We start from the raw sequence: 15,657 nt of genomic DNA on the forward strand, positions 1-15,657 counted from the left end.
GTGTCGTTGCCGCGTGCGTCCCGACGGCGTCAGCGCGCCGCGATGGACGCGGCGTCGTCCGCCATCCGGTACTGGTTGCGCCCGCCGGCCTTGGCCTGGTACAGCAGGGCGTCGGCCGCCGCGAACAGGGCCTCGTGCCCCTGTCCTTCGCGCGGCACCATGCTGCACAGGCCCATGCTGACCGTGATGTGCGGGGCGGTTGGCGAAGCCGCGTGCGGCAGATCGAGCTGGGCCAGCTCTTCCAGCAGGCGGTGCGCCACCCCTTCGGCGCCGAGCGTGTCGAGCTGCGGCAGCAGGATCGCGAACTCTTCGCCGCCGTAGCGCGTGACCAGGTCGTGGGTGCGGCCGGCGCCGCGCCGCAGCGCCGCCGCCACCTGCACCAGGCAGGCGTCGCCGCCCTGGTGGCCGTAATGGTCGTTGTAGGCCTTGAAGTGGTCGACGTCGACCAGGATCAGCGCCACCGGCAGCCCGGCGCGGGCGCAGCGGCGCCACTCCGCTTCCAGCCGTTCGTCGAAGGCGCGGCGGTTGGCCACGCCGGTGAGCGGATCGGTCAGGGTCAGGGCGCGCAGGGCGTCGGCCTGGCGCTTGACGGTGAGCTGGGTGCGCACGCGCGCGCGCACCACAGCGGCATTGACTGGCTTGGTGATGAAGTCGGCGGCGCCGGCTTCCAGCGCGCGGGTCTCGTCTTCCGGGGTTTTCAGGGCAGTGACGAAGATCACCGGGATGTCGCGCGTCTCGGGCGCGGCGCGCAGCAGCTGGCACACGGCGTAGCCGTCGATGTCGGGCATCACGGCGTCGACCAGGATCAGGTCGGGATGCTGGGTGCGGGCCAGCTCGAGCGCGCGCGCGCCGTCGAGCGCGAACAGCACTTCCTGCTCGTCCTGCAGCGCCGCGTGCAGGATCTGGACGTTTTCCATCGCATCGTCGACCACGAGGATGCGGCCGTTCAGGGCCATTTCGGTCCAGCTCATCACGTCTCCTTCATCAATCCATCCACCAGGCGCAGCGCTTCGCCGAAGCGCAGGGTGGCGACGGCGTCGAACAGCGCGTTCGCGGCCTCGGCGCCCGCTTCGGCCGCCAGCAGCGGCCGCAGGGCGTCGGCGTCGGCCAGCGCCTTCATATTGTTATTCTCCAGCAGGTGGCGCAGGCGTGCCAGCGATTCGTGCAGTGCGGCGCCGTCACCCGCGCCGGGTAAGCCGGCACCTGCTTCGGCAGCCATGTCCGCGACCGGACGCGCCAGCTGGCGCGCCGACCCGGCCAGCACCTCGAGCGCGCGCCCCAGCTCGGCCACGCGCAGCAGCACGGTGCCGGCATCGGCATCGTGCAGCGCGCCTTCCAGCGCCTGGGCGGCGCGCGCCGCGTCCAGCGCGCCGAGGTTGGCCGTGACCCCGCGCAGGCGGTGCGCCAGCTGCCAGGCGGCGTTGCGGTTGCCGGCTTCGGCTTCCTGGCGCAGTTCGGCGAAGGTCGCGCCCTGGCTGTCGGCGAAGCGCACGAACAGGTCGACGAAGCGCTCGACGCTGCCGGCGAAACGGGGCAGGGCCGAGGCCAGGTCGATGCCGGGGATGTCGACCGGGGCGTCGGCGGCCGCCGGCGCCGGCAGCAGGGGCGCCGGCAGGGCCGGAACCGGCGTGGCGCCAGGCTGCGCCGGCGGCGCCAGCCGCGACAGCGTGGCCACCAGCTCGTCGACGTCGATCGGCTTGGACAGGTGCGCCTGCATGCCGGCCGCCAGCGAGCGCCGGCGGTCCTCGTCCAGGGCGTTGGCGGTCATCGCCACGATCGGCAAGGTCAATCCGGCGGCGCGGATCGCGGCCGCCGCCTCGAAGCCGTTCATTACCGGCATCTGCAGGTCCATCAGCACCACGTCGTAGTCGGCATGCTCGCCCAGCATGGACAGCGCGGCCTGGCCGTTGCCAGCGATCGCCACCAGCGCGCCGGCGCGCGCCAGGATGTAGCTGGCCACTTCCTGGTTGATGGTGTTGTCCTCGACCAGCAGCACGCGCAGCCCGGGCAGGCTGCCGGCCAGCGGCGTGGCCGCCAGCGCCGGCGGTGGCATCCCCGGGGAGGCGCTGTCACCCTGCAGGCGCGCGGCCGCCGCCTGCAGGGTGGCGGCGGTGAACGGCTTGCCCAGCACCGTGGCCACGCCCAGCTCGGCGGCCAGTTCGGCGTAGTGCTCGAGTTCCGGATCGGCGGCCAGCAGGCACACGCGCGGCAGCGCGCCGCCGATCTGCCGGCGCGCGGCGGCGAGCAGCGCCACGCCGTCCAGGCCCGGCATCGCGCTGTCGAGGAAGGCGTAGTCGTAACGCGCCGCGCCCATGCGTTCGAGCGCGGCCTGGCCGCCGTCGGCCGTGTCGACGCGCCAGCCAAAAGCGGCGCAGGCGGCGGCCAGGGCCTGGCGCGCGCTGGCGTTGTCGTCGGCCACCAGCACCAGCGGCGCATCCGCGCCGGCAGCCACGGCGGGAGCATCTTCCAGCACCGGGAAATCGAGCTCGAAATGGAAGGTGGCGCCGGCGCCCGCTTCGCTCTCCAGCGCCAGGCTGCCGCCGCTGAGCTGCACCAGGCGGCGCGCGATCGACAGGCCCAGGCCGGCGCCGCCGTACTTGCGCACGGTGGAGCTGTCGGCCTGGGTAAAGACTTCGAAGATGCGCGCCTGGGCCTCGGGCGCGATGCCGATGCCGGTGTCGCGCACCGAGAAGCGCAGGCGCACCGTGTCGCCGTCACGGGCGGCGAGCGCGATGGCGAGCACGATCTCGCCGCGGTCGGTGAACTTGATGGCGTTGCCGAACAGGTTGAGCAGCACCTGTTCCAGGCGCAGGGCGTCGCCGCGCAGCAGCGCCGGCACGCCGGGGTCGAACGCGAACACCGGCTCCACGCCCTTGGCCCAGGCGCCCGGGGCGCTCAGCACGGCGACGCTGGAGAGCACGTCGTCGAGCCGGAACGGGATCGCTTCCAGCGTCAGCTGGCCGGCCTCGATGCGGGAAAAGTCGAGCAGGTCGCTCAGCATGCCCAGCAGCGAACGGGCGGCGGTGCGCATGCGCGCCACGTAGCTGCGCTCGCGCGGACCGAGCTGGCCTTCTTCGAGCAGGCGCGCCAGGCCGACGATGGCGTTCATCGGCGTGCGCAGCTCGTGGCTCATATTGGCCAGGAACTCGCCCTTGGCGCGGCTGGCCTGTTCCGCCTGGTGCAGGGCATCCTTGAGCTGCTCGCCGGTGGCGCGCAGCGCGGCTTCGGCCGCGACCCGGGTGCTGATGTCGCGGATCGTCACCTGCATCATGCCGACCCCGCCGATGTCGACCCGCGTGAGCAGCACGTCGGCATGGAACACGGCGCCGTCGACGCGCTGGTGCAGCCACTCGAAGGCGGCGCGGCCCTGTTCCAGCGCGCAGCGCATATAGTCGAGCGCCGCTTCGCTGCTGGGGCGGCCGTCCAGCTGCAGCAGCGGCGACAGGCTGGCCGGCGATTCGTCCTGCAGCGCCTGCGGATCGGCAAAGCCGAACAGGGTGGCCGCGGCCTGGTTGGCGCTGACGTAGCCGGCGCCGTAGGCCACCAGCAGGTGGGCGTCGCCCGAGGCTTCGAACAGGGCGCGGAACATCTCCTGGTGGTCGCGTTCGCGCTGCTGCAACAGCTTGCGCTCGGTGATGTCGAGCACCACCGCGCTGACCCCGACCAGGGTGGCGTCCGGGCCGTACACCGGGAAGTAGCTGGCGATCCAGTGGCGCATGTGGCCCGGCGCGCTGGGCGCCTCGGCGCTGGACTCGACTTCGACCATCGGCCGTCCGGTCTCGGCCACGCGCCGGTAGCACTGTTCGTATTCCTCGCCCAGCGGCCCCAGGATCTCGGACAGGGCGCGCCCGGCGTGCTCGCGCGCCGGCCGGCCGTTGATGTCGGCCAGGTAGTCGTTGACCATCACCACCCGCATCTCGGTGTCCATGAAGCACAGGCCGACCGGGGCCGAGGCGTACACCGTCTCGAGCTGGGCCTTGGAGCGTTCCAGCTCGCGGGTGCGCTCGGCCACCAGCGACTCCAGCCCGTTGCGGTAGTCCTGCAGCTCGGCGTCGACCTGGCGCAGGGCGTTGGCCACCGCATCGACTTCGCGGATGTCGCTCGGGGGCAGCACCAGCGGCTCGCCGCGCCCCAGGCGCTCGGCCGGCTCGGCCAGCGACTGCACCGAGCGCGCGATGTTCCCGCCCAGTGCCCAGGCCAGGCCAAGGCTGATCGCCAGCAGGGCGCCGACCACCGCCAGCGTGGCGCCGAGCGACTGCCCGAGCAGGGCACGCGCCGCGTCCTCGGGATAGCGGATCGCCACCACCCAGCCGTGCGCGGTGGAGCGGGCGAAGGCGGCGTAGCCGGGATTGCCGGCCGCGTCTTCCACGCGCACGCTGCCGGTGTCGTGGGTGCCGGCCGCCTCGTCGAGCGCGGCAATCATCGGCGCGCCCAGGTGCTTGCCGGCGTCGGCGCTGCGCGAGACCATCTGGTGGCGGCGGTCGTAGATCTCGGCCACCCAGCCCTCGGGCAGGTGCTGGCTGTCGAGCAGTCCGGCCATGCGGCGCGGGCGCAGGTGCACCGACAGCACGTAGCGCACCTTGCCGTCCTTCCACACCGGGACGTCGACCGACAGCGCGAACTGGCCGCCGGCGTCCAGCCGGTGCAGGCTGGAAGCGACCGTGTCGCCGGTGGCCCCGACGCGCCGGATGTCGTCTTCGTTGCCGCTGCGCGGCAGGCTGGAGCCGAACGGGTAGCGGGTATTCACCAGCGGGGTGCCGTCCGGCGCGCTCAGCACGAAGGCCTGGGCCGGGAATTCGGGGCGCAGCATGCGCCGCGTGACGCGGTGCACCGCCTCCAGGTCGCCGTTGTCGACCATCGCGGTACTGGCCAGCACGCGCGCGGCCGTCTCGCCGCTCTCGATGTCGCGGTCGACCGCCGCCGCCAGCACCTCGGCCACGGTCTGGGCGTCGCTGGCCACGTGGGCACGCTCGCGCAGCGCGGCGTCGCGCGCCAGAAAGAAGTAGCCGACCAGGATCGGCAGCGCGCATGCCAGCACCAGCACGTACAGCTTGGCGCGGATCGAGGGCAATGGCAGGCGGGCGAACGACAAGGGGGCTCCGGTAGAGGGTAAAGGTGCGGGACGGCAAAACGCGCCCACCCGTCATGGTAGCGAACCTTACCCTTGCCGCATAGCATTGTGGCGCCGCTGACGGTCGAGGCCGTCATTACGCCGCAACATGGCGGTTTGACATTTTTGGCGTCGGCTGCAGCGCCGGCGCGGCATGGCGGCAACACCAGTGCAAAGGATTGATGATGCCAAACGTTAATTTTGATGCTTTCTGGCATAAAATCGACCCCTCAAGAAACAACGGTAGGGGAAAGCATGGCAAGGCCAGAAAAAGTCCGCCTCGGCGAAGTGCTGATGCAGCAGAAACTCCTGAGCGAGGAGCAGCTCGAGCAGGCGCTGGCCGACCAGAAGCGTACCGGCCGCAAACTGGGGCGCGTCTTCGTCGAGAGCGGCTTCGTGACCGAAGACCAGATCTCGGGCGCGCTGGCGCGCCAGCTGAACATCCCCTACATCAACCTCAAGTTCTACAACATCAACGCCGACCTGGTGCGCCTGCTGCCGGAGACCGCGGCGCGGCGTTTCCGCGCGCTGGTGCTGGAAGACCGGCGCGAGACGCTGCTGGTGGGCGTGTCGGACCCGACCGACCTGTTCGCCTACGACGAGATCGCGCGCCTGCTCAAGAAGGCGGTCGAACTGGCGGTGGTCAACGAGACCGAAGTACTGGGCGCGATCGACCGCATCTACCGCCGCACCGGCGAGATCACCGGCCTGGCGCGCGAGGTCGAGGCCGACCTGGGCGACGCATCGATCGACTTCGGCGCGCTGGCCGCCAACCCCGGACTGGAAGAAGCGCCGATCGTGAAACTCCTGCAATCGGTGTTCGACGACGCGGCCCAGGTGCGCGCCTCGGACATCCACATCGAGCCGCAGGACGGCCGGCTGCAGATCCGCTTCCGCATCGACGGCGTGCTGCACCTGCAGACCGAGGCCGACCTCAAGGTCGCGACGCCGCTGGCGCTGCGCCTCAAGCTGATGGCCGACCTGGACATCTCGGAAAAGCGCCTGCCGCAGGACGGCCGCTTTGCGGTCAAGGTGCGCAACCAGCGCATCGACGTGCGTATCTCGACCATGCCGACCCAGTACGGTGAATCGGTGGTGATGCGTCTCTTGAACCAGGCCGGCGCCAACCTGCGCCTGGACGCGATCGGCATGCCGGCGCGCCTGGTCGAGCGCTTCCGCCAGATCGTGGCCCGTCCCAACGGGCTGGTGCTGGTCACCGGGCCCACCGGCAGCGGCAAGACCACCACCCTGTACAGCGCGTTGTCGGAACTGAACTCGGTCGAGAAGAAGCTGATCACGGTCGAAGACCCGGTCGAGTACCGGCTGTCGGGCATCAACCAGGTGCAGGTCAACGACAAGATCGATCTGAACTTCGCGCGCGTGCTGCGCTCGGCGCTGCGGCAAGACCCGGACATCGTGCTGGTGGGCGAGATGCGCGACCAGGAAACCGCCCAGATCGGCCTGCGCGCCGCCATGACCGGCCACCTGGTGCTGTCGACGCTGCACACCAACGACGCTGCCTCGACTCCCTTGCGCCTGATGGACATGGGCGTGCCGCGCTATATGGTGGGCGGCTCGCTGCAGGCGGTGCTGGCGCAGCGCCTGGTGCGCGTGATCTGCGAGAGCTGCAGCACCGAGTACGCGCCGGCCGCGAACGAGGTCGACTGGCTGCGCTCCGAACTGCGCGAGCATGCCGGGTCGACCCGTTTCTTCCACGGCAAGGGCTGCTCGCACTGCAACGGCACGGGGTATCGCGGCCGCACCGGGGTGTACGAACTGCTGGAGATGACGCGCCCCGTGACCGATGCGGTGAACCATCCCGACCCGTCGCATTTCCTGAAAGTGGCGCACGCCGAGATGGGCGGCGAGACGCTGCGCCGCCACGCGGTCAGCCTGGCGGTGCAGGGGCGCACCACGGTGGCCGAGGCGATGCGGGTCAGTAACCAGCTGGATGATTGAGACTTAGCTGATGCCGTTCTTCGCTTATAAGGGCCGCGACGCGCGCGGCGCCCTGATGCAGGGCGTGCTGGAAGGCGCCGACAGCGCGGCGGTGGCCGACCAGCTGTTCGGCGCCGGCGTGACGCCGGTCGAGATCACGCCGACGCGCAAGGCCAGCACCGGCGCCGGCGGCGCAGGCGGTGACCTGCGCGGCTGGCGCGAGCACCTGTTCGAGAAAAAGGTGACGTCGCTGGACGTGCAGCTGTTCAGCCGCCAGATCTACACGCTGTTGAAATCCGGCGTGCCGATCATGCGCGGACTGGCCGGGCTGCAGGAGTCGGCGATCAGCAAGTCGTTCGCGCGTGTGATCAAGGACCTGCGCGAGTCGCTCGACGCCGGGCGCGAGCTGTCGATCGCGATGGCGCGCCATCCGGCCGTGTTCACGCCGTTCTACCTGTCGATGGTGAAGGTGGGCGAGATGACCGGACGCCTGGAGGAAGTGTTCCTGCGCCTGTTCGACCACCTCGAGTTCGAGCGCGACATGCGGGAGCGGGTCAAGACGGCGCTGCGCTATCCGGGCTTCGTCGTGATCGCGATGGTCATTGCGATGACGGTGGTGAACGTCTGGGTGATCCCGCAGTTCTCCAAGGTGTTCGCCTCGTTCAATGCCGAGCTGCCGCTGATGACGCGCATCCTGCTCGGCGCGTCCAATTTCACGGTCGCCTGGTGGCCGGCGCTGGCGGCCGTCGCCGCAGGGGCGTTCCTGGGTTTGCGCGCCTGGACCGGTACCGCCAGGGGACGCCTGACCTGGGACCGCTACAAGCTGCGCCTGCCGATCGCCGGCAAGATCATCCACAAGGCCACCATGGCGCGCTTCGCGCGCAGCTTCGCGCTGTCGCTGCGCAGCGGGGTGCCGATCGTGCAGGCCCTGAGCGTGGTGTCGCAGACCGCCGACAACGCCTACCTGAGCATGCGCATCGAGCAGATGCGCGACGGCGTCGAGCGCGGCGACAGCATCCTGCGCACCTCGACCGCGGCCAGCGTATTCACACCGATGGTGCTGCAGATGATTGCGGTGGGCGAGGAATCCGGTTCGCTCGACGACCTGATGGACGAGATCGCGCAGATGTACGAGCGCGAGGTCGACTACGAGCTCAAGACCCTGTCGAGCCAGATCGAGCCGGTCCTGATCGTGTTCCTGGGCGCGATGGTGCTGGTGTTGGCGCTCGGTATTTTCCTGCCGATCTGGGACCTGGGACAGGCGGCGCTGCGACCGAAAGCCGGGTGAGTGTGGCAAATAAGCTGGAAAGCGCCAGTTTTTGCCTTCAGGACATTTAATTTCCCAAGGTTCAATGTAGAATTGCCGCGTATCTCTCCCTCGGCAGTGTGCGAGGTGGGGAGCTCAGGGGAGGAAGCCCGGAAGCCCGGGTTACGACCGTCCCCATCGACAGAGTCTACAGCGGTCGTTCGCACACACTTCTTACGGAGAGAAAAATATGAACAATGGTATGAAAATGAAAGCGCAAGGCGGCTTCACCCTGATCGAACTGATCGTCGTCATCGTGATCCTCGGTATCCTGGCCGCGACCGCGCTGCCGAAGTTTGCCAGCCTGAGCGGCGACGCACGTGCTGCCAGCCTGCAGGCGGCACGCGGCGCAATGGCCGCCACCTCATCCATGGCGCACGGTAAGTATCTGATCAAGCCGAGCATTACCACGCTCACCGTTGAAGGCGTCGAGATGACGATGAAGGATGGCTACCCGGCCGGCGATACGCCGTTCGCCCGCGCCGCCGGCCTGGCCGACACCGACTACAAGGTGACTGCCGCCAACGGCGCCGTGACGGTCGTGCCGCTGAACGTTACCGCTGCGATCGAGGGCACCTGCTTCGTGCGCTACACCCAGGCAGCTTCGCTGAACGCCGCACCGACCTTCACCCAGGATCTGAGCAAGTGCGAGTAATCCTGGCCTGAGCCGGCACAGCGGACACGGTCGCCTTATGCGACCGTGTCCGTTTTACGTTAACCGCTTTGCAGCTTCGGGGCGCAGCTACCGGTGCGCGAATGCGACGTCGACACACTGCTTTTGCCGGATCGGCGACATTTTGTGATTCCCGGAGTCAGTCTTGTCTATAATCAAGTCTTGATTCGCATCATTTCGTTCGTACCGACGTTATCGGCTCATGCGCCTGTTCAAAAAAACAAAGAAAAAAGAAGGCTGGCTGACCATCGCGATTGGACGCGAGGGCATCGCGGCTGCGAGCGTCGAACGCGCCGCCGGCGCCTTGCCCCGTGTGCGCTTCGTGCAGTTCACCGAGGAGAAAGCCGGAGCCAATGCGCTCGACAAGCTGGCGCGTGACGGCCTGGCCGCCGCGCGCCGCTGCACCACGTTGCTGGCCGGCGGCGAGTACCAGATCATGAACGTGGAAGCGCCCAACGTCCCGCGCGAGGAAGTCAAGACCGCCGTGCGCTGGCGCCTGAAGGACATCCTCGACTTCCCGGTAGCTGAAGCCACCATCGACGTGCTCGACATCCCGCTGGATGTCAATGCGCGCGCCCAGCAATCGCTGTTCGTGGTCGCCGCCAAAAACAGCGTGATCGCCCTGCGCCAGAAGCTCTTCCTGGACGCCAGGGTCGACCTCGACGCGATCGACATCCCCGAGATGGCCCAGCGAAACGTCTCGGCCATGCTGGAGCCGGAAGGGCGCGGCGTGGCCATGCTGTCGTTCGGCGACGACGGCGGCCTGCTCACCGTCTCGTATCGCGGCGAGCTGTACCTGTCGCGCCGCTTCGACGTGACGCTGGCGCATTTGCTGGAACCCGACCACGATCGCAAGCACGCCAGCTTCGACAAGATCACCCTTGAACTGCAACGCTCGCTCGACCATTTCGAACGCCAGTACTCCTTCATCAGCGTGTCCAAGCTGGTGCTGGGGCCGTCCACCGTGAGCGGGCTGGAAGAATACCTGTCGAGCAATCTGTACACGCCGGTCGAGACGCTCGACCTGGCCACCGTGTTTGATCTCGACGCCGTGCCCGAGCTGGCCGACAAGGCGCTGCAGCAGCGCTTCCTGCTGCCGCTGGGCGCTGCCCTACGCCAGGAGACAGGGGCGGGGAAAAGCGCATGAGCCAGCAGATCAACCTGTTCAACCCGGCGTTCCAGCCGCAGAAGCAGATCCTGTCGGTCGCCACCATGGGACTCGGCCTGGGCGTGCTGGTGCTGGGCATCGCCGCGCTGGCGGGCTTCGGCGCCATGCAAAGCGCCGAGCTGCGCCAGCAGGCGGCCGCCGGCGCAGCACGTCTCGAACAACGGCAAGCGCGCCTGGCCGCCGCCAACACCGAATTCGCGCCGCGCCGCAAGGACGAGACGCTGGAAGCCCGGATCGGCGACGCCGAACGCAAGCTGGCATCGCTGCGCCACATTGCCGGCGCGGTCGAGCGCGGTGAACTGGGCGACACCGCCGGTCTGTCGGGATACTTCCGGGCGCTGGCGCGCCAGAGCGTGCAGGGCCTGTGGCTGACCGGCGTCACGGTAGCCGCCGGCGGCAGCCAGATCGGCATCAAGGGCCGCACGGTCGATGCCGCATTGGTGCCGGGTTACCTGAACCGCCTGACGCAGGAGCCGCTGATGCAGGGTAAGACCTTCGCCAGCCTGCAGATCGACCAGGCCGCGCCGCTGAGCGTGGCCGGGGGCGACGGCAAGCCAGTGGCGGCGGCCGCGCCCTACGTCGAATTCAGCCTGCAGTCGGTGCCCGAGACGCCGGCCCAGGGGGCGCGGCCATGAAGGCGCAGCTGCTGCAACTGAAGGCGCGGATCGAGGCCTTGAGCCTGCGCGAGCGCGCCATGGTGTTCGCCGCCACCGCCGCCGTGATCGTATTCGCCGGCCATGCGCTGGTGCTGGCGCCGATGTTCGCCGAGCAGGCCGCGCTGCGCACCCAGGTCGCGCAGCAGCTCGACGCCGCGACCGCGACCGATGCGGAAATCGCGGCGCGGGTGCAGGCGTTCCAGGTCGATCCGGACGCCGCTTCGCGCGCGCGCCTGAACAGCATCAACCAGGAACTGGGCCAGCTCGGCCAGCAGCTGCTGGCGATCGAGCACGGCCTGGTGCCGCCGGAGCGCATCGCGCCGCTGCTGGAATCGATCCTGCGCGCCAACGGCAAACTGAAGCTGGTGTCGGTGCGCACGCTGCCGGTCGAGCCGCTGTCCGGACCACCGGGCGCCACGCCTGCGCCGGCCGCACCAACTGAAGCTGCGCCGGCCACGGCGTCACCCGCGGCGGCTGCCGCGCCCTTGCTGTACCGCCACGGCGTCGAGCTCACCGTGCGCGGCAATTATCTCGACATGGTCGACACCATGAGCGCACTCGAGGCGCTGCCGACCCGGATGTTCTGGGGCCGCGCGCAGCTCGACGTGGAGGAGTATCCCGCCGCGCGCCTGACGCTGACCCTGCATACCCTGAGCCTGGACCGACAATGGATGAAGCTGTGAAAAAATTGATCCTCACCGTGAGCGCGGGCCTGGCCCTGGCCCATCTGCCTGCCAGCGCGCAGGCGCTGCTCGACCCGACCCGCCCACCGGCCGGCATCGGCCAGACCGCGGGCGAGGCGGCCGCCAGCAGCGGCCCGCGCCTGCAGTCGATCCTGATTTCGCCGCGCGCCGGCGGACGCCACGTGGCGATCATCGACGGCGACACGGTGCGCCTTGGCGACACCTGGAAGGGCGCGCGCGTGGCCGCCATGACGCGCAACGAGGTGGTGCTGGTGCGCGGCGCCGAGCGCCAGGTGCTGCGCCTGGACGGACCGGTCGACACCGTGGCCGGCATGACGCCGGCCGCACAGTAAGCTGCATACGACACCACGATGAAGACGCTACTTCCCAAGACCGGCGCATTGGCCGCCGCCCTGATCCTGGCCGGCTGCCAGAGCGCGCCGCAGAACGCGACCTACGACGAGGTGCGAAAGGAACTGGCCAAGGCAGCCAGCCAGCCGGCCGCCGCGCAGGCGGTCGACGAGGCGGTGGCCAACGCGCTGCTGCCGCCGGCCGGCGCGCTGGCCGCCCAGTTGCCGAAAGCCAGGCCGGCGCTCGAGGAGCGCTTCAACGTCGCCTTCAACAACGTGCCGGCCCAGCAGTTCTTCCGCTCGATCGTGGCCGGCACCCGCTACAACATGCTGGTCCATCCGGACGTGGGCGGCACCATCTCCGCCAACCTGAAGGACGTGACGATCGCCGAGACGCTGGAAGCGATCCGCGAGATGTACGGCTACGACTACAAGATCGACGGCACCCGCATCACGATCCGGCCGCTGACCATGCAGACCCGCATGTTCCAGGTGAACTACCTGACCGCGGCGCGGCGCGGCGTGTCGAACCTGCGCGTGAATTCGACCTCGGTCGCCAACGCCGGCAACAACAATAACAATAACAACAATAACAACGGCGGCCTCGGCAACAACGGAGGCCTGGGCAACAACGGCAACAACGGGGGCAACCCGAACGACCCGACCCAGAACAACGGCGGTAACGGCATGCAGCTGAGCAGCACCGACGTGCGCACGCTGTCCGACAACGACTTCTGGCGCGAGTTGAAGGATGCGATCGACGCCATCGTCGGTCCGAAAGAGGGCGGCCGCAGCGTGGTGGTCAGCCCGCAGTCGGGCGTGCTGGTGATCCGCGCCATGCCGGATGAACTGCGCAGCGTCGACGCCTACCTGAAGGCGACCCAGCTGTCGGTGGATCGCCAGGTGATCCTGGAAGCCAAGATCCTCGAAGTGGAGCTGAACGACAGCTTCCAGAGCGGCATCAACTGGGCCTCGTTCGCCTCGTTCCGCGGCTCGCATCCGAACCGGGTTTCGGGTGGCATGATCTCGCCCGGCGCCAACCTGGCCCCGCTGCCGTACGACGGCGGCCAGCCGGCGGTGATCGCCAACGGCCAGGGCCTGTCGGCCAGCACCGGCTTCTCGCTGTCGAATGCGGCCACCGCCGCCGGCTCGCTGTTCGGCTTCGCCTTCCAGACCAATAATTTCGCGGCATTGATCACGTTCCTCGAGTCGCAGGGCACGGTGCACGTGCTGTCCAGCCCACGGGTGGCGGCGATGAACAACCAGAAGGCGGTGCTCAAGATCGGCACCGACGAGTTTTTTGTTACCGGCGTGACCAACACCATCAACAGCACCGACAACGGCACCATCGTCACCCCGAGCGTGACGGTGCAGCCGTTCTTCTCGGGCGTGCTGCTCGACGTGACGCCGCAGATCGACGACAAGGGCAACATCCTGCTGCACGTGCACCCGTCGGTGAGCCAGGTCTCGACCGTCAACAAGGACGTCGACCTCGGCACCGGCGGCACGCTGCGCCTGCCGCTGGCCGCCTCCAGCACCTCGGAACTGGACAGCATCGTGCGCGGCCAGAACGGGCGGGTGGTGGCGATCGGCGGCTTGATGCGCCAGGCCTCGACCGGCGACACCGACCAGCTGCCGGGCGCCGACCGGGTGCCGGTGCTGGGGGCGCTGTTCCGCAACCGCACGCGCGTGAACCAGAAGCGCGAGCTGGTGGTCCTGATCAAGCCGACCATCGTCGACGGCGCCAGCGACTGGAGCCAGGACCTGCTGGACGCCACGCGCCGCGTGGACAGCCTTGACCCGCGCAGCAGAGGCAGCAACTGATGTACACGGCGCACTTCGGCCTGCACGAGCTGCCGTTCGGGATCACGCCCGACACCAGCTTCTTCTTCGGCAGCCCGCGTTCGCAGGAAGCCCTGAACACGCTGCTGATCGCGGCGCGCGGCGGCGAAGGCTTCATCAAGATCACCGGCGAAGTCGGCACCGGCAAGACGCTGCTGTGCCGCAAGTTCATGGCCACGCTGGGCGACGGTTTCGTCACCGCCTACATCCCGAACCCCTACCTGGAACCGCGCACACTGATGCTGGCGCTGGCCGACGAACTCGAGATTCCTTTGGCACGCGACGTCGACCAGCACCAGTTGCTCAAAGCGATCAACCTGCGCCTGCTGCAACTGGCGGCGCAGGACCTGCGCGTGGTGTTGTGCCTGGACGAGGCGCAGGCGATTCCGGTCGAGAGCCTGGAAGCGCTGCGCCTCTTGACCAATCTGGAAACCGAGAAGCGCAAGCTGCTGCAGATCGTGCTGTTCGGCCAGCCGGAACTCAACCGCAAGCTGGAGAGCGAATCGATCCGCCAGCTGGCGCAGCGCATCACCTTCCACTATCACCTCGGCCCCCTGAGCCGCGACGACCTCGATTACTACGTCGCGCACCGCCTGCGCGTGGCGGGCTTCGGCGGCTCGCGCCTGTTCACGCGCGGCGCGATCCGCGGCCTGTATAAAGCCAGCGGCGGCGTGCCACGCCTGGTAAACATCATGGCGCACAAGGCGCTGATGCTCAGCTACGGGCAGGGACGCCAGCAGGTCGGCGGCGGCCACGTCGCCATCGCCGCGCGCGACACGGTGGGCGTGAACCGCACCATCCGGACCTGGCTGGCGGGTGGCGCGGTGGTTGCAAGCCTGGCGGCAGGCGTGGCCTGGATGGTGGCGCCATGAGCCTGATTAACAAGATGCTGCAAGACCTCGATGCGCGTGCCGGCAAGCCCGGCGCCGCGCCGTTGCCGGGCGACGTCAGGCCGGTGCTGGCGGGCGGGGAGCGCGCACCATGGGGGCGGCCGGTCACGTTCGGCGCTGTCGCGGTGGTGCTGGTGGGCGTCGGCACGTGGCTGGCGCTGGAACGCCGTCCGGCGCCGGCGGCGCCGCAGCCGGTCACGGTGGTGGCTGCGCCGGTGGCGGCGCCGCCGGTCGAACTGGTCTCGGTCGCGCCGGTGCAGGAAGCACCGCAGCCGGCGCCGGAGCCGGCGGAGCCGCTAACGCCCGAGCCGCCGGCACCCGGGCCGGAACCGGAAGCCCCGGCGCCGAAGCCGGCCCCGCGCGCGGAACGCGCGAAGCCGGCCGTCGCGGCCAAGCCGCTGGTGCGCAAGGCCGAACCGGTCGCAAAACCGGTGCCGGCCAGGGCGCCTGTGTCCGGCCGCACCGAGACGCCGGCCCAGCGCGCCGACAACGCGTATAAACGCGCGCTCGGCGCGCTCGAAGACGGCCGCGTGACCGAGGCCATCGCCACTTTGCAGGCCGGCCTGCGCGCCAATCCGAAGCATGAAGCGGCGCGCCAGACCCTGGTCAGCCTGCTGATCGAGGCCAAGCGCCCGGACGAAGCGATGCGCCAGCTGCAGGCCGCGCTGACGCCCGATCCGCGCCAGCCGTCGCTGGCAATGCTGCTGGCGCGCCTGCAGCTCGAACGTGGCGGCCCGGCGCTCGAGACCCTGAATCGCACCTTGCCGCATGCGGCCGGCAATGGCGAGTATCACGCCTTCTTGGCCGGTGTACTGCAGCGCGAAGGGCGGCCGCGCGAGGCGGCCGAGCACTACCGGCAGGCGCTCAGGACGGCGCCGCAGAATGGCGTGTGGTGGATGGGGCTGGGGATCTCGCTGCAGGGCGAGAAGCGCGATGGCGAAGCTGTGGAGGCGTTCCAGCGGGCGCGCGACAGCGGGACCTTGTCGGCCGAGCTGCAGGGCTTCGTCGAGCGCCGCCTGAAGCAGCTCGGGCGCTGATCCG

The 15,657-nt window shown here is 69.3% G+C and carries 12 protein-coding genes; 10 read left to right on the forward strand and 2 right to left on the reverse strand.

The features are described from left to right. Positions 1 to 29: 29 nt before the first annotated feature. Entirely contained in the window at positions 30 to 971 is a 942-nt protein-coding gene (locus QPK27_RS18815) for a diguanylate cyclase domain-containing protein (RefSeq protein ID WP_290419703.1), read from the reverse strand. After that, the gene (locus QPK27_RS18820; RefSeq protein WP_290419704.1) at positions 971 to 5,092 is read right to left on the reverse strand and encodes a response regulator; all 4,122 of its coding nucleotides are present in this window, start codon (positions 5,090 to 5,092) and stop codon (positions 971 to 973) included. The genes QPK27_RS18815 and QPK27_RS18820 overlap by 1 nt, the downstream gene beginning before the upstream one ends. A gap of 273 nt (positions 5,093 to 5,365) precedes the next feature. Between QPK27_RS18820 and QPK27_RS18825 the strand changes: the two genes are divergently transcribed. From QPK27_RS18825 to QPK27_RS18870, 10 genes are all read left to right on the forward strand, one after another. Continuing rightward, positions 5,366 to 7,069: a GspE/PulE family protein gene (locus QPK27_RS18825; protein WP_290419705.1), complete on the forward strand. Its 1,704-nt coding sequence runs from the start codon at positions 5,366 to 5,368 to the stop codon at positions 7,067 to 7,069. A gap of 10 nt (positions 7,070 to 7,079) precedes the next feature. Further along, positions 7,080 to 8,336, forward strand: coding sequence for a type II secretion system F family protein (locus tag QPK27_RS18830; RefSeq protein ID WP_290419706.1), 1,257 nt, complete (start codon positions 7,080 to 7,082; stop codon positions 8,334 to 8,336). Between the two features lie 208 nt (positions 8,337 to 8,544). Beyond that, complete coding sequence (locus QPK27_RS18835; RefSeq protein ID WP_290419707.1) at positions 8,545 to 9,009, forward strand: type II secretion system protein; 465 nt, start codon at positions 8,545 to 8,547, stop codon at positions 9,007 to 9,009. A gap of 220 nt (positions 9,010 to 9,229) precedes the next feature. Further along, entirely contained in the window at positions 9,230 to 10,174 is a 945-nt protein-coding gene (locus QPK27_RS18840) for an agglutinin biogenesis protein MshI (protein ID WP_290419708.1), read from the forward strand. Beyond that, positions 10,171 to 10,830 carry a hypothetical protein gene (locus tag QPK27_RS18845; protein ID WP_290419709.1) on the forward strand — a complete coding sequence of 220 codons (660 nt, stop codon included), beginning with the start codon at positions 10,171 to 10,173 and terminating at the stop codon, positions 10,828 to 10,830. The genes QPK27_RS18840 and QPK27_RS18845 overlap by 4 nt, the downstream gene beginning before the upstream one ends. Further along, a complete protein-coding gene (locus QPK27_RS18850) occupies positions 10,827 to 11,534 on the forward strand; it encodes a hypothetical protein (protein ID WP_290419710.1) in 708 nt (235 codons plus the stop codon). Before QPK27_RS18845 ends, QPK27_RS18850 begins: the two co-directional genes overlap by 4 nt. Next, positions 11,531 to 11,887, forward strand: a complete 357-nt coding sequence (locus QPK27_RS18855; protein ID WP_290419711.1) for a hypothetical protein — start codon at positions 11,531 to 11,533, stop codon at positions 11,885 to 11,887. Before QPK27_RS18850 ends, QPK27_RS18855 begins: the two co-directional genes overlap by 4 nt. An 18-nt stretch (positions 11,888 to 11,905) precedes the next feature. Further along, positions 11,906 to 13,708 carry a pilus (MSHA type) biogenesis protein MshL gene (gene mshL / locus QPK27_RS18860; RefSeq protein ID WP_290419712.1) on the forward strand — a complete coding sequence of 601 codons (1,803 nt, stop codon included), beginning with the start codon at positions 11,906 to 11,908 and terminating at the stop codon, positions 13,706 to 13,708. Next, the gene (locus QPK27_RS18865; protein WP_290419713.1) at positions 13,708 to 14,598 is read left to right on the forward strand and encodes an ExeA family protein; all 891 of its coding nucleotides are present in this window, start codon (positions 13,708 to 13,710) and stop codon (positions 14,596 to 14,598) included. Before mshL ends, QPK27_RS18865 begins: the two co-directional genes overlap by 1 nt. Then, positions 14,595 to 15,653 (forward strand): tetratricopeptide repeat protein, encoded by a 1,059-nt coding sequence (locus QPK27_RS18870; RefSeq protein WP_290419714.1) that lies wholly within the window; start codon positions 14,595 to 14,597, stop codon positions 15,651 to 15,653. Before QPK27_RS18865 ends, QPK27_RS18870 begins: the two co-directional genes overlap by 4 nt. The last annotated feature ends 4 nt before the right edge of the window (positions 15,654 to 15,657 follow it).

Source organism: Massilia sp. YIM B02443, from assembly GCF_030411955.1.
Classification (GTDB): Bacteria; Pseudomonadota; Gammaproteobacteria; order Burkholderiales; family Burkholderiaceae_D; genus Telluria.